Origin of the sequence: Streptomyces sp. NPDC058671, assembly GCF_042716475.1 — a bacterium.
Taxonomy (GTDB): domain Bacteria; phylum Actinomycetota; class Actinomycetes; order Streptomycetales; family Streptomycetaceae; genus Streptomyces.
The window spans coordinates 1-18,380 of record NZ_JBHXSA010000009.1 but is presented as its reverse complement, the minus strand read 5'-3'; the positions used below and the strand labels follow the sequence as shown (position 1 = coordinate 18,380).

Annotated in this window: 16 protein-coding genes, 1 rRNA gene and 1 riboswitch; of the genes, 3 read left to right on the top strand and 14 right to left on the bottom strand. The window is 70.3% G+C overall.

Annotation, left to right across the window (positions count from 1 at the left end):
• Positions 1–41: 41 nt before the first annotated feature.
• Both ACFWV2_RS13370 and ACFWV2_RS13365 read right to left on the bottom strand, forming a co-directional pair.
• Positions 42–839 (bottom strand): CPBP family intramembrane glutamic endopeptidase, encoded by a 798-nt coding sequence (locus ACFWV2_RS13370; RefSeq protein ID WP_384405117.1) that lies wholly within the window; start codon positions 837–839, stop codon positions 42–44.
• 99 nt (positions 840–938) lie between these two features.
• A complete protein-coding gene (locus ACFWV2_RS13365; RefSeq protein ID WP_384405116.1) occupies positions 939–2,438 on the bottom strand; it encodes a glutamate--cysteine ligase in 1,500 nt (499 codons plus the stop codon).
• A 480-nt stretch (positions 2,439–2,918) separates the two neighbouring features.
• Here ACFWV2_RS13365 and ACFWV2_RS13360 point away from each other — a divergent pair, with 480 nt between their 5' ends.
• A complete protein-coding gene (locus tag ACFWV2_RS13360) occupies positions 2,919–3,509 on the top strand; it encodes a hypothetical protein (protein WP_360791648.1) in 591 nt (196 codons plus the stop codon).
• Between the two features lie 332 nt (positions 3,510–3,841).
• On the top strand, positions 3,842–4,048 hold the full coding sequence (locus tag ACFWV2_RS13355) for a DUF5999 family protein (RefSeq protein ID WP_053648929.1): 207 nt from the start codon (positions 3,842–3,844) through the stop codon (positions 4,046–4,048).
• Between the two features lie 136 nt (positions 4,049–4,184).
• Here the strand turns inward: ACFWV2_RS13355 and gcvP are convergent, their stop codons facing one another.
• The gene (gene gcvP / locus ACFWV2_RS13350; RefSeq protein ID WP_384405115.1) at positions 4,185–7,070 is read right to left on the bottom strand and encodes an aminomethyl-transferring glycine dehydrogenase; all 2,886 of its coding nucleotides are present in this window, start codon (positions 7,068–7,070) and stop codon (positions 4,185–4,187) included.
• A 177-nt stretch (positions 7,071–7,247) separates the two neighbouring features.
• A riboswitch (glycine riboswitch) is annotated at positions 7,248–7,347 on the bottom strand.
• A 113-nt stretch (positions 7,348–7,460) separates the two neighbouring features.
• Here gcvP and ACFWV2_RS13345 point away from each other — a divergent pair.
• Positions 7,461–7,826 (top strand): PRC-barrel domain-containing protein, encoded by a 366-nt coding sequence (locus tag ACFWV2_RS13345; protein WP_384405114.1) that lies wholly within the window; start codon positions 7,461–7,463, stop codon positions 7,824–7,826.
• Positions 7,827–7,901: 75 nt separating this feature from the next.
• Here ACFWV2_RS13345 and ACFWV2_RS13340 read toward each other — a convergent pair whose 3' ends face one another.
• The 11 genes from ACFWV2_RS13340 to rrf all read right to left on the bottom strand — a co-directional run.
• Positions 7,902–9,263: a DNA polymerase IV gene (locus ACFWV2_RS13340; protein ID WP_384405113.1), complete on the bottom strand. Its 1,362-nt coding sequence runs from the start codon at positions 9,261–9,263 to the stop codon at positions 7,902–7,904.
• A 135-nt stretch (positions 9,264–9,398) separates the two neighbouring features.
• Positions 9,399–10,055, bottom strand: a complete 657-nt coding sequence (locus tag ACFWV2_RS13335) for a MerR family transcriptional regulator (RefSeq protein ID WP_384405112.1) — start codon at positions 10,053–10,055, stop codon at positions 9,399–9,401.
• A 192-nt stretch (positions 10,056–10,247) separates the two neighbouring features.
• Positions 10,248–10,721, bottom strand: a complete 474-nt coding sequence (locus tag ACFWV2_RS13330) for a bifunctional nuclease family protein (protein WP_017238433.1) — start codon at positions 10,719–10,721, stop codon at positions 10,248–10,250.
• A gap of 64 nt (positions 10,722–10,785) precedes the next feature.
• Positions 10,786–11,529 (bottom strand): MerR family transcriptional regulator, encoded by a 744-nt coding sequence (locus ACFWV2_RS13325; RefSeq protein WP_384405111.1) that lies wholly within the window; start codon positions 11,527–11,529, stop codon positions 10,786–10,788.
• Between the two features lie 31 nt (positions 11,530–11,560).
• Positions 11,561–12,502 carry an FHA domain-containing protein gene (locus ACFWV2_RS13320; protein ID WP_384405329.1) on the bottom strand — a complete coding sequence of 314 codons (942 nt, stop codon included), beginning with the start codon at positions 12,500–12,502 and terminating at the stop codon, positions 11,561–11,563.
• 81 nt (positions 12,503–12,583) lie between these two features.
• Positions 12,584–13,567 carry a DUF881 domain-containing protein gene (locus ACFWV2_RS13315; protein WP_384405110.1) on the bottom strand — a complete coding sequence of 328 codons (984 nt, stop codon included), beginning with the start codon at positions 13,565–13,567 and terminating at the stop codon, positions 12,584–12,586.
• Positions 13,564–13,896, bottom strand: coding sequence for a small basic family protein (locus tag ACFWV2_RS13310; RefSeq protein WP_015032176.1), 333 nt, complete (start codon positions 13,894–13,896; stop codon positions 13,564–13,566). The genes ACFWV2_RS13315 and ACFWV2_RS13310 overlap by 4 nt, the downstream gene beginning before the upstream one ends.
• Positions 13,893–14,831 carry a DUF881 domain-containing protein gene (locus ACFWV2_RS13305; RefSeq protein ID WP_384405328.1) on the bottom strand — a complete coding sequence of 313 codons (939 nt, stop codon included), beginning with the start codon at positions 14,829–14,831 and terminating at the stop codon, positions 13,893–13,895. The genes ACFWV2_RS13310 and ACFWV2_RS13305 overlap by 4 nt, the downstream gene beginning before the upstream one ends.
• 90 nt (positions 14,832–14,921) lie before the next feature.
• Positions 14,922–17,417 (bottom strand): mannose-1-phosphate guanyltransferase, encoded by a 2,496-nt coding sequence (locus ACFWV2_RS13300; protein WP_360791674.1) that lies wholly within the window; start codon positions 17,415–17,417, stop codon positions 14,922–14,924.
• Positions 17,418–17,533: 116 nt separating this feature from the next.
• Positions 17,534–18,142 carry a CDP-alcohol phosphatidyltransferase family protein gene (locus ACFWV2_RS13295; protein WP_360791677.1) on the bottom strand — a complete coding sequence of 203 codons (609 nt, stop codon included), beginning with the start codon at positions 18,140–18,142 and terminating at the stop codon, positions 17,534–17,536.
• Positions 18,143–18,288: 146 nt separating this feature from the next.
• Positions 18,289–18,380, bottom strand: a 5S ribosomal RNA gene (gene rrf / locus ACFWV2_RS13290); the annotation flags it as partial.

Below are 18,380 nucleotides of genomic sequence, written 5' to 3'. Positions count from 1 at the left end.
GCGTACGGATCACCCGTACGCCCCGGCCCCCCGAGCCGACCTCACACCGTGGGCAGCCACCCCACCTTGCCCGCGAGCAGCCCGTACCCGACGAAGGCCACGATGTCGAGCAGCGCGTGCGCCACGACCAGGGGCCCGATCCGCCCCCAGCGCCGGTACAGCAGGACGAAGACCACACCCATCACCACGTTGCCGAGGAAGCCGCCGATCCCCTGGTACAGGTGGTACGAGCCCCGCAGCACCGAACTCGCCACCAGGGCCGCCATCGGCGTCCACCCCAACTGACCGAGCCTGCGCAGCAGATACCCGACGACGACGACCTCCTCCAGGACGGAGTTCTGGATCGCGGAGAGGATCAGTACCGGGTACTTCCACCACACCTCGGGCAGCGACTCGGGGACGACGGTCAGGTTGAACCCGGTCGCCCGCATCACCAGGTAGAAGGCGAGCCCCGCGCTCCCGATGCCCGCCGCGACCAGCGTCCCGCGCCCCAGATCGAACCACGGCCGGGTCCGGTCGAAGCCGACGGCCCGGAGCCCGGCACCCTCGCGCAGCAGCAGATGGGCGACGAGCACGACCGGCACGAGGGCCGTGGCGATGCCGAACAGCTGCCAGGACAGGTCGAGCCACGGCCGCCCCAGGGCGTACGAGCCGTTGAGCGTGGCCGCCTGTTCCTTCAGCGCCCCCGACTTGGTCAGCGAACCGATGAAACTGATGAGGGACGACACCGCGCTCGCCCCGAGCGACAGCGCGAGGACGATGAGCGTCTCGGAGCGCAGCAGCCGAGGGGTCAGTCCTTCAGGGGGCAGGGCGGCATCACTGACTCCTTGCTCCGACACCACACCTGTCTCCACTTCCCGCTCACGGACGGCCGTCGCCGTTCGGGCGGCCCCGACCACTTTGTCATGATCAGCCGCCGCGCCGCCCGCACCCCCGGCTCAGTCGATGCCCACCGGCCAGGTGTGCACCGGTTCGCCCCCGAGCATGAGAGTCCGGTAGCGACGGGTCGTCGCCGCTAACGCCGCCTCGCGGTCGAGGCCCGACGCCGAGGCCCGGTGAAAGGTGTCGGCCTGCCAGGAGGCCCCGTTCACCCGCCGCAGACAGCGCTGTTCGATCACCCCGAGATAGAAGTCCCGGTCGGCGGGCTCGATGTGCCAGGCGTCGAGCCCGGCCGCGGCGGCCGGCAGCAGCTCGTCGAGGACGAGCCGTACCGCGGGCACGGTCGCGATGCCGCCCGTGCGGCCCGAGCGGGGCCAGCGCAGCTCCGCCTCGATGCCATGGCGGCAGGCCGTGTCGAAGTTGGCCTCCGCGTCCTCGAAGGCCAACCGCTTCCACACCGGCCTGGGGTCGTCCGCGAGCGAGCGGACGAGCCCGTAGTAGAACGCCGCGTTCGCGATGACGTCGGTGACGGTCGGCCCTGCGGGCAGCACCCGGTTCTCGACGCGCAGGTGCGGGACCCCGTCGACCAAGCCGTACACGGGCCGGTTCCAGCGGTAGACCGTGCCGTTGTGGAGGACGAGTTCCTGGAGGCGCGGCACCCCGCCCCCGTCGAGGACGAGGAGCGGGTCCTCGTCGTCGACGAGGGGCAGCAGCGCGGGGAAGTAGCGGAGGTTCTCCTCGAAGAGGTCGTACACCGAGTCCACCCAGCGCTCCCCGAACCAGGTGCGCGGCCGGACGCCCTGTGACTGCAGCTCGGGTGGGCGGGTGTCGGTGGCCTGCTGGAACAGCGGCGGGCGCGACTCGCGCCACAGTTCGCGGCCGAAGACGAAGGGCGCGTTGGCGCCCAGCGCGATCTGGACGCCCGCCACCGCCTGCGACGCGTTCCACACGGCGGCGAACCGGGCCGGCGTCACCTGGAGGTGGAGCTGGACCGAGGTGCAGGCCGCCTCGGGCACGATCGACTCCGAGGTGCAGAGGAGCCGTTCGACGCCGTGGATGTCGAGGGTGAAGTCCTCGCCGCGGGCCGCCAGGATCTGGTTGTTGAGCAGGGTGTAGCGGTCGGCGACCGAGAGGTTCTCGAAGACCAGGTCGTCCTGGGTGAGCGTGGGAAGTATGCCGATCATGATGACACCGGCGTCCAGTTCCGCGGCCTTGCGGTCGGCATATCCGATGCCGGTTCCGATCTCTTCCGCGAGCCGGTCGAAAACGCGGCCACCGAGCTGGTGGGGCGCGATGTTCACTTCGAGGTTGAACATTCCGAGTTCCGTCTGGAAATCGGGGCTCGCGATCTTTTCGAGAACCGGCCCGTTCAGCATGCGGGGCAGTCCGTCCGCACCCGCGAGATTGAGTTCGATCTCCACGCCCATGAGATTGCGGGGACGGTCGAACCGCTTCTCCGCCAACAGCCTCGCCAGCCCCGCGAGACACTGCTGGAGCTTTCTCCGGTACTGCTGCCGGTCGGACGGGCCGAACCCGTCGGCCACGACCTTCTCCCCCATCGAAGCGTCCCTCCCCGAGTGGCCGGCCGCCATCGCGGCCGCGTGTCACGGACGATGATGCCCAACCCGCTGATCCACAACGCCTGCGGAAGAAGGCTGTCGGACGATAGGCTGGATGCGGCACTCCAACGGCACATCCCGAGGGCACAGGGCGATCGACATATACCAATGTCCTATCTTCTTGGAACTCCGGGACGAAATTCAGCCGTCCCCCTCCGCGAGGAATACGCAGGTGAGGACGGCACCCCTCCGGGATTCCGCTTCCGCGGCCCGCGTTTTACGACCTGATGACGCCTTGCCAGGAATATCGGCGACGTCTAGCGGAAACACTCTGTGAACACGTGTCGTATAAACTCCGCGGACGAGGCAGAGTGTTGGCGCCCGGGCCACGGCCTCATGGCCTCCTCCGGCCCCGCCGTCGACAGCGCCGTCGTACCTGCCCACGCGTCACCGTGTCTCCTGAGCGAGAGGCGACCCACCATGCTCCGACCCTCCCCGGCCCCTGCGCCGGCCCTCCGCAGTGTCCTCGCGGCCCTCGGCTCCCCGACGGCCGTCCACGAGGCACGCACTCCCGCCCTGCGGGCAGCGCAGGGACCGCTGAGCCCCGAACTCCCCCTGCCCGTCCACGTCCTGGACGTGACCGGAGCACCGGGGCAGGCACCCCGCATCCGGCTCGCCGGATGGCGTTTCCTGATCAGGAGCGGGGGCCGGGCGATCGCCGCCGCGGACACCATGCTCACCCCCGACGGCTGGTCCTTCTCGCACTTCTTCGAAGGGCCGTACGTCACCGCCACCGAGCGAGCGCTGCTCCAGGCCGAGGCACTGCCCGTCGCGTACCAGCCGCGGCTGCTCTCGGTACCGGAGCTCTACATGCAGACGCTGTGGCTGCACGCCGATCCGGAGGCGGACGGGGCCGTCGCCGCCCCGGCCGCGGCCGATCTGATGGTGCCGCTCGCGCCCGCACCGCCGGGGATCGCGGCCCACCGCGCCTACCAGGTCGCCGACCTCCTGCCCGTGCTCAGTACGCGTCTCGCGCCGCCGCCCCTCATGGGTTCGCCGGCGCCCGCCTGATCCGTCGCACGCGCACCGCCGCCCCGTGACCCGGTCGGGTCACGGGGCGCACTGCCGTCCGAGCACCCTGCCCGAACGCTTCTCCGAACACTCCCGCCCGGACGGACTAGCCCGCTCGGGCCATCCAGAACCACCCGAAGAGACCGTGCCGTTGACCTGAACCGCCCCTGCGGGTGATGCGTCTTCCCTGAAGAGGACGAGCTGACGTGAAATACCTGCGGAAGGCCGTCCAGGGGGCAAGACTGGGACCGGAACCGAACCGACCGACGGGGGCGGCGATGAGCGCGAAGAGCCGCAGGACATCCATCACGACGCAGCGAAAGAACCCACCCATGTGCCAGCACCAGCCTGCCTGTCCCACCGCCGACTCCGCCGACCGGGAGGCGGCCCGACTGACGGCACACCACCCGGAGCAGGGCTGGAGCCTGCTGTGCAACGGAGTCCTGCTCTTCGAGGACACCGGTGAACTGCTGCCGGACGGGCAGATCATCGCGCCGCACCGGCCGCTGACGGCGGGACGGGTGACGACCGCCGCCTGAAGCGGCGGCACCGACACCGTACGAACAACCCGGAGGAGCGACCCGTACGGACGACCCGTGCGAGCGACACCGAGGAGAACGCCGAGGGCCGGCCCGGAGAGAAACTCCGAACCGGCCCTCACGTCATGCCCGGTGCCTAGTGGTTGTACTCGTCGAGCGGCGGGCACGAGCAGACCAGGTTCCGGTCACCGAAGGCACCGTCGATGCGGCGCACCGGCGGCCAGTACTTGTCGGCGGGCGAGACCCCGGCCGGGAAGACCGCCTCGTCCCGCGTGTACGCGTGGTTCCACTCTCCGCCCAGGGCGGCAGCGGTGTGCGGGGCGTTGCGCAGCGGGTTGTCGTCGGCGGGCCACTGGCCCGAGGCGACCTTCTCGATCTCGGTCCGGATCGCGATCATCGTGTCGCAGAAACGGTCCAGTTCGCTCAGGTCCTCGGACTCGGTCGGCTCGATCATCAGCGTGCCGGCCACCGGGAACGACATCGTGGGCGCGTGGAAGCCGTAGTCGATGAGGCGCTTGGCGATGTCGTCGACCGTGACGCCCGTCGCCTTGGACAGCGGGCGCAGGTCCACGATGCACTCGTGGGCGACCAGACCGGCGGGGCCGGTGTAGAGCACCGGGAAGTGCGGCTCGAGACGCTTGGCGATGTAGTTCGCGGCGAGCACGGCGACCTGGGTGGCCCGCTTGAGGCCCTCGCCGCCCATCAGGCGCACGTACGACCAGGAGATCGGCAGGATGCCGGCGGATCCCCACGGGGCGGCCGAGATCGGGCCGACGCCGGTCTCCGGGCCCCCGGTGGGCTGGAGCGGGTGGTTCGGCAGGTACGGGGCGAGGTGCGCCCGGACACCGACCGGGCCGACGCCGGGACCGCCACCGCCGTGCGGGATGCAGAACGTCTTGTGCAGGTTCAGGTGCGACACGTCGCCGCCGAAGTGGCCGGGCTTGGCCAGACCGACCAGCGCGTTGAGGTTGGCGCCGTCGACGTACACCTGGCCGCCGGCGTCGTGCACCTCGGCGCAGATGTCGGCGACGTGCTCCTCGAAGACGCCGTGCGTCGACGGGTAGGTGATCATCAGCACGGACAGCTCGTCGCGGTACTGCTCGATCTTGGCGCGCAGGTCCGCGACGTCGACCTCGCCGTCGTCGGCGGTCTTGACGACGACGACCTTCATGCCGGCCATCACCGCGGAGGCGGCGTTGGTGCCGTGCGCGGAGGACGGGATGAGGCAGACCGTGCGCTGGAGGTCACCGTTGGCGCGGTGGTAGGCGCGGACGGCGAGCAGCCCGGCCAGCTCGCCCTGGGAACCGGCGTTGGGCTGGATCGACACCTTGTCGTAGCCGGTGACCTCGGCGAGGCGCTCCTCCAGCTCGGTGATGAGCGTGACGTATCCCTGCGCCTGGTCGACCGGGGCGAAGGGGTGCATCTGACCGAACTCGGGCCAGGTGACCGGTTCCATCTCGGTCGTCGCGTTCAGCTTCATCGTGCAGGAGCCGAGCGGGATCATGCCGCGGTCGAGCGCGTAGTCGCGGTCGGCGAGCCGGCGCAGGTAGCGCAGCATCGACGTCTCGGAGCGGTGCGCGTGGAAGACCGGATGGGTCAGGTACGCGTCGGAGCGCAGCAGACCGGCGGGCAGGGCGTCCTCGATGCCGGCGTCCAGGGTCTCGACGTCGGCGGTGACGCCGAAGGCGCCCCACACGGCGGCGAGCTGCGCGCGGCCGGTGGTCTCGTCGCACGACATGGACACGTGGTCGGCGTCGACGCGGTACAGGTTGACGCCGGCCTCACGGGCGGCGGCCACGACCTCGTCGGCCCTGCCGGGCACACGGGCGGTGAGGGTGTCGAAGAAGGCGCCCTGGGTGAGCTCCACGCCACCGGCCGTCAGACCGGCGGCGAGGATCGCGGCGTACCGGTGGGTGCGGCGCGCGATGCCCTTGAGGCCCTCGGGGCCGTGGTAGACGGCGTACATGCCGGCCATGACGGCGAGCAGCACCTGGGCCGTGCAGATGTTGCTGGTGGCCTTCTCGCGGCGGATGTGCTGCTCGCGGGTCTGCAGGGCCAGGCGGTACGCACGGTTGCCGTCGGCGTCGACGGACACGCCCACCAGTCGGCCGGGCAGCGAACGGGCGTGCTTGTCCTGGACGGCCATGTAGCCGGCGTGGGGGCCGCCGAAGCCCATGGGCACGCCGAACCGCTGCGTCGTTCCCACGGCGATGTCCGCGCCGAGCTCGCCGGGCGAGGTGAGCAGGGTGAGCGCGAGCAGGTCCGCGGCGACGGTCACGACGGCGCCGAGCTCGTGGGCTGCGTCGATCAGGGGCTTGATGTCGCGGACGGCACCGGAAGCGCCGGGGTACTGGATGAGCACACCGAAGACACCGCGCTCGGCGACCTCGGCGGGGATGCCCTCGCTGAGGTCGGCGACGACGACATCGACGCCGGTCGGCTCGGCGCGGGTCTCGATGACGGCGATCGTCTGGGGCAGGGCGTCGGCGTCGATGAGGAAGACACCGTCCTTGACCTTGCCGACGCGCCGGGACAGGGCCATGGCCTCGGCGGCGGCGGTGCCCTCGTCGAGCAGGGAGGCGCCGGAGGTGGGCAGCCCCGTCAGGTCGGCGACGACGGTCTGGAAGTTCAGCAGGGCCTCCAGGCGGCCCTGGGAGATCTCCGGCTGGTACGGGGTGTACGCGGTGTACCAGGCGGGGTTCTCCATCACGTTCCGGAGGATCACCGGCGGGGTGAAGGTCCCGTAGTAGCCGAGGCCGATCATGGGCGCGAGGACCTGGTTGCGGTCGGCGAGCGTCCGCAGCTCGGCGAGGACCTCGGCCTCCGTGCGCGCGGCCGGCAGGGCCAGCGCCTCGGTGTTCTTGATGACGTCCGGCACCGCGGCGGCCGTGAGCTCGTCGAGCGAGCCGTAGCCGACCTGGGCGAGCATCTTGGCGCGCGCCTCGGCGTCGGGCCCGATGTGCCGCTGCTCGAACGGAATGCCCTGTTCGAGTTCGGAGAGCGAAGTTCGGTTGACGGTCATGTGCGGAGGCCTCCTGGTCGTCACGACCTGCGAGGGGCACCACGGCGCGGGTACCCGGACGGCCTCCCCCTCTGTCATCTCAACCTGAGAGTTTCACCGGCACGCCTCGCGGCACGCCGGCTTTCACCGTCGGTGAGAGCGCATGCCGTCGGACACCGCTCTGCTTTCCAGAGTGACCTCGTCCGCGCGGTACAGGGGCCTGAGAGATTCCGGGGAGGATTTGCTCCTTCGGCGCCCTCCGGAAGATTTCTCCGGGGGACTCTCCCGCACAGGGTCGACAGCCACAGCCAGCCTACCAGCGAGGTTCGCGCTCCTTTCGCTCAAGTGGCCGACATCCCACATGTGCACTTTCGTAGGGGGTACGTGCAGTTGCGACCAGTTGGAGGGACCGTGCAGACCGATATCGATCCGCGCAGCCTGATCGGCCGCAAGGCGTTCGACCGCGACGGACACAAGATAGGAACCGTGGACGAGGTGTACCTCGACGACGCGACCGGCATCCCCGAGTGGGCGGCCGTCCGCACCGGCCTGTTCAGCCGGGACGCCTTCGTCCCCCTGGACCCGAGCGACCTGCTCGACGACGGCCTCCACGTCCCGTACGAGCGGGCCCTGATCAAGGACGCCCCGGACTTCGGCGTGGGCCGTCACCTCTCCCCCGAGCAGGAACTCCAGCTCTACCGCCACTACGGCATGGCGCTCCCCCCATCCCCCACGGACACCCCGGACACGGACTTCGGCCGCCTGGCAGGCCAGTAGCCGGTCCCCACCGCGCCCCTGCCGAGTCCCAGGGGCGCTGAGACACGCCCACGCGTCAAGCCGGGCCGTCACCCCTCATCCCTCGCCGCGCACCAGCGGCAACGCCTCCCCCGGCACGAGCTCCGGATCGTCCACCGCGAAGGTCCGCACCCGACCCGGCTCCGACCACGGCTCCTCGAACCGCACCGTGACCCGGCCGACCCCGCTCCCCTGCACCCACCCCGCCCCGTACACGGCGTGCCGCACGTCGTGCCCCGGCGCCCAACGCCGCTCCACGGCCCCCTCGGCCTCGGGCTCGGGCCCGGACACGGCGGAGGCCTCGGCCGCGTCCACCGCGGGGGCCTCACCGCCGGTGAGGCCCTCCGCCTCGGCCTGGGCGAACAGATCCTCCTGCGTGTAGTCCGCGAGCCCACTGACCCCGACCCCCAGCAACCGCACACCCCCCGTCGTGTCCACCGCCTCGAGCAGCCGCCCCGCCGCCTCCCGCACCACGCCCGGGTCGTCCGTCGGCCCCCGGAGCGTCTCGGACCGGGTCAGGGTCGAGAAGTCGTACCGCCGCACCTTGAGCACGATGGTCCGCCCGGAGTGGCCCGAGGCCCGAAGCCGCCCCACGCACCGCTCCGCGAGCCGCTCCACCTCGGTCCGGATCCGCACCCGGTCGTGCAGGTCCACGTCGAAGGTGTCCTCGACCGACACGGACTTGGCGTCCCTCTCGGCCACCACGGGCCGATCGTCGTGCCCCAGGGCCATCCGGTACAGCGAGGCCCCGTGCGCCCGCCCGAGGAGCCGTACGAGTTCGTCCTCCCCCGCCTCCGCGAGGTCGGACACCGTGGTCATCCCGGCCCTCCGCAAGTGCTCCCCCGTCGCCGGCCCGACACCGGGCAGGATCCGGACCGAACGCGGCCCGAGGAGCTCGCGCTCGGTCCCGGGCTGGATCAGGACGAGCCCGTCGGGCTTGGCCTCCTCCGAGGCGATCTTCGCGATCATCTTGGACCCCGCGAGCCCCACCGACCCCGTCAGCCCCGTCGCCGCGAGGATGTCGACCCGCAGCCGCTCCCCGGCGGCGCGGGCGCTCGCGCTGTCGTCGGCGAGCTCCCCTGCCTCCAGGTCCACGAAGGCCTCGTCGAGGCTGAGCGGCTCCACGAGCGGCGAGAGCCGTCCGAGCAGCTCCATGACCTGCTCGCTGATCGACCGGTAGAAGGCGAAGCGCGGCACGAGATAGGCGGCGTTCGGGGCGAGTCGCCGGGCCTGGCCCATGGGCATCGCCGAGTGGACGCCGAACCGACGCGCCTCGTACGAGGCGGTGGCGACGACGCCTCGGGGCCCGAGACCGCCGACGATCACGGGCTTTCCGCGCAGGCTGGGCTTCGCCGCCTGTTCGGCGGCGGCGAAGAAGGCATCCATGTCGAGATGCAGGATCGTCGGCGCGGCTCTCACGCTACCGATGCTGCCTCACACCACTGACAACGCCGCCGCACCACCCCACGCCACCCGACCCGCACGGTACGCACGGCCCACGCGAAACCGCCTCGAAGACGCCTCTGCGGACCGCCTGACGCCTCGGACCGCCCCTCAGACCGCCCTGTCCCTACGCCGCCTGGCCAGTTCGTCCCCCGGGTTGGGCCCCACGAGCGTCTCGCCCGTGTCGACGCGCTCCCCGTGCAGCTGCGAGAGCGCCGACTCGACATCCCGCCACACCACGCCCACGGCGATCCCGAAGACCCCCTGCCCGCCCTTGAGCAGCTCGACGACCTCGTCCGGCGAGGAGCACTCGTACACCGTGGCCCCGTCGCTCATGAGCGTCATCCGCTCCAGGTCCCGGAAGCCCCGCGCCCGCAGGTGCTGGACGGCGGCCCGGATGTTCTGGAGGGCCACCCCGGTGTCGAGGAACCGCTTGACGATCTTCAGGACGACGACGTCCCGGAAACTGTAGAGCCGTTGCGTCCCCGACCCGTACGCGGGCCGTACGCTGGGCTCCACGAGCCCCGTACGCGCCCAGTAGTCCAATTGGCGGTAGGTGATCCCCGCCGCCGCGCACGCCGTCGGGCCGCGATAACCGACCGTCTCGGCGGCCGCGCCGGGCCCGGTTCCGGGAGCGGCGCCCGCCCCCGTACCACCCGCGGCGGCATCCGTACCGAAGTCGCCGACCCTGCCGTGAAGCGGATACGGACCGCTCCCCCCGGACGCGCGTCCGAGCGAGCTCCCTGCCGTACCGTCCGCGCTGCTCATCACGCCGACCCTCCGTCCTTGACCTGCCCACTCGAAGGTAGGCAGTCACTCGGGGTGCGTCAACGATCGCCACACTCGGCACGCCGAGTGATAATCACCCTGAGAGTGGTTTCCCGTATCTCTCGTCGGGGAAAGGCTACTCGAATGCCCTCACGGCACCCCGCGAACGGCCCTCGGCCACATCGCTCCGCGTCACTGGCTGTTGGTCCCGAAGTCCTCCGGTGAGATCTGGTCGAGGAACTCGCGGAACTTCTCCACCTCGTCCTCCTGCTCGTCCGGAATCGCGATGCCGGCATCGTCCAGCACACCGTCACTGCCGAAGATCGGCGTTCCGGTACGGAGGGCCAGTGCTATCGCGTCCGACGGGCGCGCACTCACCTCCACGCCGCTGGCGAAGACCAGCTCGGCGTAGAAGACCCCGTCCCGCAGATCCGTGATGCGGACCTCGGTCAGTTCCTGTCCCACGGCCTCCAGCACGTCCTTGAACAGGTCGTGCGTCAGCGGCCGCGGCGGGGCCATCCCCTGCTGGGCGAAGGCGATCGCGGTCGCCTCACCCGGTCCGATCCAGATGGGGAGGTACCGATCGCCTCCCACTTCACGCAGGAGCACGATCGGCTGGTTGGAGGGCATTTCCACCCGGACACCCACAACGTCGAGCTCGTTCACACAGCAACCCTAGGACGTGCTCGACCGGTTTGGATAGTCGGGCCCTGCCAAGGCCGCTCCCCGCTCACTGCAGACGGATCCCCAGGGCGGTCTGCACGAGGGCCGCGTGCAGCCGTACCGACTGCGCGGCGAGGTCCTGCGCGGTGGTCTCCGCATGGGCTCTGGTCTGCGGATTACGGTGCCGACGCAGTGGCGCGACGACCTGTTCGATCAGCCCGGCCTCCCGGTCCGCGGCCGCCTTCACAGCCCTCAGGTGCCGGGGTTCCAGACCGAATCTCCCCAGATTCGCGACAAGTCGCGCGACGGTGACGGTCTCGGCGTGATATCCACCGCCCCGCATCGGGGTGATCAGACCGTACGACTCCCACTCGACGAGCTCGGCCTCGGAGACCTCGGCGGCGGCCAGCAGCTCCGCCCGCCCGAGCCGCGTGGGGCTGGGCGACTCCGCGTCCTGCTCCCAGGCCCCTTCGACCAGGTCCCGCCGGCGCCCGGGGGCCGGGAGCGGGATCTGCTCCCCCCTGGCGAGGGCGTCGAGGTGCTCGCGGATGACCTTCAGCGGAAGATAGTGGTCCCGCTGCATCCGCAGGATCTGAGCGAGCCGCTCCACGTCCTGCGGGCTGAACTTCCGGTACCCGGAGGCCGTACGCCGGGGCTCCACGAGCCCCTCGGCCTCCAGGAACCGGATCTTGGAGATGGTCACTTCGGGAAATTCGTCGCGTAGCTGGCTCAGCACCGTGCCGATGCTCACCAGCCGGTCGCCCGCGGTGGGGGCGCCGGATTCGGCGCCGCCCGTCGGTGTTCGCAGCATGGACCTTCCCTGAAGGCTTCTCCGAGGCGCGTCACACGCCCCGCTGGCTCGAGTGGAAGACCAGCCGGTACTTGCCGATCTGCACCTCGTCGCCGTTGGACAGAACGACCGAGTCGATCGGCTCACGGTTGACGTACGTGCCGTTGAGACTGCCGACGTCGGACACGGTGAAGCTGCCGTCCTGACCCCGCCGGAACTCGACATGGCGCCGGGAGACCGTGAAGTCGTCCAGGAAGATGTCGCTCTGGGGGTGGCGGCCGGCCGTCGTCAGCTCCCCGTCCAGCAGGAACCGGCTGCCGGAGTTCGGCCCGCGGCGCACCACGAGCAGCGCGGAGCCCAGCGGCAGTGCCTCCACGGCCGCCAGCGCCTCGGGCGACAGGGAGGGCAGCTGGGTCTGGCCGGTGACCTCCGACTCGTAGGCCTCGAGGCCCGAGATGGAGATCGTGGACGTCGTCTCCGAAGGACGCTCGGCGGCGACCCCGCCCCGCAGCGGCGTGCCGCAGTGGGAGCAGAACCGGCTGTCGGCCGCGTTGCGATGACCGCACCTCGTACACACCGGCATGGACGCATCCTCCTGCCGCGGCTGCCCCGCCGAGGTCTGTGTCGCGTACGGATCGGGGGCGAACCCTCCACCCGCACTTGAGGTTGATGGTTCTCCGAAACCTATGCGGCCAGCACCGGCGGGGTCAACGGACGACGCGCCCTGCGCGCCCGGAATGTCACCGCCCTGGCCGTCGACCTCGTCACGGAAGAGCGGGCGCTCGGCACCCTGCTCCTCGCTCTGGGCGTGGCGCGGCGCGCGGTGCCTGGCGTTGCCGCCGTCCTCGCGTGCGCTCTTGCCGAACAACTTCGCAAACAACTTCACGGGCGATTCCCCTTGACCGAAACAGACCCGCCCGTGGGGCAGGACGAACCGAGATCCATCACACCTGCCGACCCGGACACCTTCACAACGTCCGTATCCTCCGGACAGTTTCCACCACGCACCACCGTTGTGGTGCGCCGACCCCCCGCAACGCCTTGCCCATGTCGCGGGGCCCCCTCGTCCCCCCTGTCACGGGGAGGACGACTGAGCGTAGTCAGGCCGCTTCGCGGGTCGCAAGGCGTCGACGACGATCTTCGCCGACCGCTCCACCGTGGCTGTGGCCTGCTCCTTCTCCAGGGTCTGCACGACACCGCCGGGGATGTTGAGCGCGGGCTCGAGATCCTCCGGCTTGCCGATGACCTTGAAGACGTACGGAGCGGCCACCTTCGTTCCATCGATCCGCATGTCATCACCGATCCCGGTGAAATAACTGTCCGCGACGACCCGCACGCCGTTGACCTGGATCGCCTCGGCGCCCGCGGCGCGCAGCTCCTGGATGGCGTCGAGGAGCATGTCCGACTCGACGGCCCCGGTGGGATCGCCGACGGTCAGGGTGATGCCCGGTCCCTCGGCTGCCACGGTGCCGGCCAGGATGCCGAGCTGCCGCTCCTTCTCCTGCGTCTGCCTGCGCGCCTCCTCGGCCTGGTCGGAGCTGGACTCCAGCTCCGTGCGCTGCTTCTCGAGCCGGGCCTTCTCGTCCTCCAGGCGCTGGGTGCGGTCGTCGAGCTCGTCGAGGATGCGCACCAGGTCCTCCTGCCGGGCCCCGCGCAGCGCGCTGTTGTCGCTGGTCGAGGAGACCTGGATGGCCAGGCCGAGACCGAGGACGAAGAGCAGGAGCGCGACGACGAGTTGGGCCCGGGTCACCCGGAGCGGCCACAGGGCGGAGGCCAGCCGTCGACGCCCGCTCGGGTCGGTGCCGACCGGGGCGGCGGGGTGCGCCGGCGCCTGGGCGTCCTGACCGCCGGGGCCGGCATCGGCGGGCGGCCGGGGCACCTCGACCTCCGGCGGCATCCCGACGCCGTCGACCTTCGGTACGTCGACCGGGCCCGGAGCGCCGACGTGGTTTCCCGGGCCCTGAGCGTCCTGGGGATCCTGGGGGTTCAGCGGATCCCGCGGGTTCTGCGGGTTCAGGGGATCCTGCGGGTTCTGCGGGTTCTCGCTCATCGGCGTCACGCCCGGAAGACGTGGCGCCGGATGGCGGCCGCGTTGGAGAAGATCCGGATGCCGAGCACGACGACCACGCCGGTCGACAGCTGGGCGCCGACGCCCAGCTTGTCGCCGAGGAAGACGATCAGCGCGGCCACGACCACGTTGGAGAGGAACGAGACCACGAAGACCTTGTCGACGAAGATGCCGTCGAGCATGGCCCGGAGGCCGCCGAAGACCGCGTCGAGGGCGGCGACCACGGCGATCGGGAGATAGGGCTCGACCACCGCCGGAACTTCGGGGCGGACCAGCAGTCCCACCACGACTCCGACGATCAGGCCCAGTACGGCGATCACGATGTGCCCTTCCCTGTGTCGGCCGTGGCCCGGCCGGAGGGCGTCGCGGCCCCGGCCCCCCTCGGCTCTGCGGTACGTACGGTCAGGCTCGGCGCGGCCGGCAGGCGTACGTCGCCCTCGGCCGTGATACCGCTCCTGATCCCGAAGTTCTCCACCAGCGCGTGCAGGTACTGCCCGTCGGCGCTGTCCTGGAACGCGGTGCTCAACCGCTGCCCGTCCCCGATCGCGAGGACGGTGTACGGCGGCACCAGCGGCTTGTTGTCGACCAGTATGGCGTCGCCGGCGGCCCGGATCGCGGACAGCGAGGTCAACCGCTGGCCGTTGACGGCGACCGCTTCGGCGCCCGACTCCCACAGCCCGTTGATCACGCGCTGCATGTCACGGTCGCGCACCCGGCCCGTGTCGGAGAAGCCGCTGCCCTCCCGCGGCCCGCCGCCACCGGAGTCGGTGTCCTTGGCGTCGTCGACGACGAGCTTCACCCCGGGGCCGTGCACCGCGGTCGCGCCCGAGAGCAGCGCCACGAGCTCGGCCTGGTCGCCGCCGTGCTGCTGCAGCGCCTGTCGCTGGCGTTCCCCGACCTCGGTGCGGATCCGCTCGACGTCCCGCTCCAGCTGGTCGGCGGTGGACGTCTCGGCGTCGATCCGGTCGATCAGCTCCTGCCGTTCCTTGGCCACGACCGGAGCGGAGATACGCGCCTCGGCCGCGCCCACGGTCACCACGGCGGCGGCGAGCAGGAGACCCGCGGCGACCCCGATCTTGGCCCGCAGGCTACGGGGCAGCCCACCGCCCTCGGCCGCGCGCCGGGCGGTCGCCTCGGCGTAGCCGTCGTCGAGCGCGTGGTCGATCACGTTGTTCAGCAGCGACATGGACGCGTCCGGACGCGGCGGCGGTGATCCGGTGCTCCGAACGGGGGGCTGCTGCGACATGCCGCACATCGTCGCACGTCGCACGACCTACCGCCGAATGGCCCCTCCGGTCTGCGGGGAGGCACCCGGAGGCGCCTCCCCGCAGACCTGTCTGCTACGTCAGCTGCCGGCGCCGTCGACCACCACGGCCCACTCGTCGAGCAGGGCCTGCGCGGAGGCGTCGTCCGGGCCTTCCGCCCACAGATGGGTGACGGCCTCTGCGGGGTCGGGCAGCACCATCACCCACCGGCCGTCGGCCTCGACCACCCGCACGCCGTCGGTGGTGTCGACGGAACGATTCCCCGCCGCCTCCACCACCCGGCGCATCACCAGGCCCTTGACGGCCCACGGGGTGGCGATGTCCTTCTTGAGGACGTGCGCCCGCGGGATCCGCGCGTCGATCTGGCTCAGGGTGAGCTGTGTCCGCGCGACGAGACCGATCAGGCGGACGAAGGCGGCAGCGCCGTCGAAGACGCTGCTGAACTCGGGCACGATGAAACCGCCCCGCCCGTCGCCGCCGAAGATCGTCGACTCCTCGCGCCCGACCCGGGTGAGGTCGTCGGGCGAGGTGGTCGTCCACTCCACCTGCGTGCCGTGGTACGCGGCGACCTGCTCGGCGATCCGTGTGGTGGTCACGGGCAGGGCGACCCGCCCCGAGCGCCGCTCGGCCGCCACCAGGTCGAGCATGACCAGGAGCGCCCGGTCGTCCTCGATGATCCGCCCCCGCTCGTCCACGAGCGAGAGCCGTTCGCCGACGGGGTCGAACCGCACACCGAACGCCGCTCGCGCCGAGGCCACGATCTCGCCGAGTCGCACGAGCCCGGCCCGTCGGCTCTCCACCGACTCGGTGGGCCGGGACTCGTCGAGGCCGGGGTTGATGGTCAGCGAGTCGACCTGGAGGCGCCCCAGCAGACTGGGCAGCACGAGCCCGGCACTGCCGTTGGAGGCGTCCACGACGACCTTGAGACCGGCTTCCGCGATCCCGGAGGTGTCGACGTTCCGCAGCAGCGAGCCGGTGTACGAGTCGAAGACGCTCGCCGGGAAGGAGAGGTCGCCGATCTCCCCGGGGAAGGCCCGCCGGTACTCCTGCCGCGCGAACACCCGGTCCAGCTTCCGCTGCCCGCCCTGGGAGAGGTCCGCTCCCCGTTCGTCGAAGAACATGATGTCCACGGAGTCGGGCACGCCCGGCGAGGTCCGCACCATGATTCCGCCGGCACTTCCCCGCGCGGTCTGCTGCCGCGCCACCGGCAGCGGCACGTTCTCCAGGTCGCGCACGTCGATGGCGCTCGCCTGAAGTGCCGAGATCACCGCTCGCTTCAGCGCTCGCGCGCCCCGGGAGTGGTCTCGCGCCGTGGTGACGGTCGCCCCCTTCTTCAGGGTCGTGGCGTACGCCCCCGCGAGACGGACGGCGAGCTCCGGCGTGATCTCCACGTTGAGGATGCCGGAGACCCCTCGGGCTCCGAAGAGGTGGGCCTGCCCGCGGGACTCCCAGATGACCGAGGTGTTGACGAAGGCGCCGGCCTCGATCGTCTTGAACGGATAGACCCGCACGTTGCCCTGCACGATCGATTCCTCACCGACCATGCACTCGTCCCCGATGACGGCTCCGTCCTCGATCCGGGCCGCCCGCATGATGTCGGTGTTCTTCCCGATCACACAGCCGCGCAGATTGCTCTGCGGCCCGATGTAGACGTTGTCGTGGACGACTGCCTTGTGCAGGAACGCGCCGCTCTTGACGACCACGTTCGAGCCGACGACCGTGTGCTCACGGATCTCGGCGCCGGCTTCGACCTTGGCGTAGTCACCGATGTAGAGCGGCCCGCGAAGCACCGCGTCGGGGTGTACCTCGGCGCCTTCGGCGACCCAGACCCCCGGCGAGATCTCGAAGCCGTCGACGTCGACCTGGACCTTGCCCTCCAGAACGTCCGCCTGGGCCTTCACATAGCTCTCGTGGGTGCCGACGTCTTCCCAGTAGCCCTCGGCGATGTAGCCGTAGATGGGCTTGCCCTCCTTCATGAGCTGAGGGAAGACATCACCCGACCAGTCGACGGGAACGTCCGCCTGGACGTAGTCGAAGACCTCGGGCTCCATCACGTAGATGCCCGTGTTCACGGTGTCCGAGAAGACCTGTCCCCAGGTGGGCTTCTCCAGGAAGCGCTCGACCTTGCCTTCCTCGTCCACGATCGTGATGCCGAACTCCAGCGGATTCGGCACCCGGGTGAGGCAGACCGTGACGAGGGCGCCCTTCTCCTTGTGGAAGGCGATGAGATCGGTGAGGTCGAAGTCGGTGAGCGCGTCCCCGGAGATGACGAGGAAGGCGTCGTCCTTCAACGCTTCCTCGGCATTCTTCACACTGCCCGCTGTACCGAGTGGCTTCTCCTCGTTGGCATACGTGAGCTCCATCCCGAGTTCCTCGCCGTCGCCGAAGTAGTTCCGGACGAGTGAGGCCAGGAATTGCACGGTGACGACGGTCTCGTTGAGACCGTGCCTCTTGAGCAGTCGTAGGACGTGCTCCATGATCGGCCGGTTCACCACCGGCAGAAGAGGCTTGGGCATGCTCGAGGTCATGGGGCGAAGACGGGTTCCCTCGCCACCGGCCATCACAACGGCCTTCATGTCGGAAACGTCCTCCTTCAAGAGATGACGGTCCTGCCGACTTCGCCTGTCCGCTCAGTGGACCGCGGACGTCCTCGTCGTTGCCGGCGACGCTGCTCGACACGGAGGGAACGGGCTCAATCGGCCTCGGTATCCGTCTTCACGAGTCGACGGACCTGGACCACGTAGAGGATCCCTGCCCACCAATACAGAGTTGTACCCCATCCGGCGAAAGCCCATCCGAAAACTTCAGCGAGTGACGAAAGCCAGCCCGTTCCGTCACTGAGAAGCAGCAGGGGGAACGCGTACATCAAGTTGAAAGTCGCAGCTTTGCCGAGGAAGTTCACCTGCGGCGGCGGGTAGCCGTGCCGTCGGAGGATTCCCACCATGACCAGCAGCATGGCCTCGCGCGCCAGGAGAGCGGCCGTCAGCCACCACGGCAGGATCTCCCGCCAGGTGAGCCCCACGAGAGTGGACAGGATGTACAGCCGGTCGGCGGCGGGGTCGAGCAGCCGGCCGAGTTTGCTGATCTGGTTCCAGCGCCGGGCCAGCTTGCCGTCGAGATAGTCACTGACGCCGCTGAGCATCAGCACGAGGAGCGCCCAGCCGTCGCTCTTGGGGCCGCCGAACTCCGGCCGGAGAATCAGCCACAGAAACAGGGGCACGCCGAGGAGGCGCGCCATGCTGAGAATGTTGGGGATGGTGAAGACCCGGTCGGTCTGCACACGGGTCTCCTGGACCTCCACCCGGGGGCCTCCTGCTGGGAACGTACGGACGATGCCCCCTGACCTTACCCTCAGCCACAAGGCCGGGCGTACAGGGGCTCCCCCGCCGCCGGAACGCAAAAATGCCTCAACCCCCGGACAGAGTCCGGGGGTTGAGGCTAAAAATTGTTCGGCGGCGTCCTACTCTCCCACAGGGTCCCCCCTGCAGTACCATCGGCGCTGAAAGGCTTAGCTTCCGGGTTCGGAATGTAACCGGGCG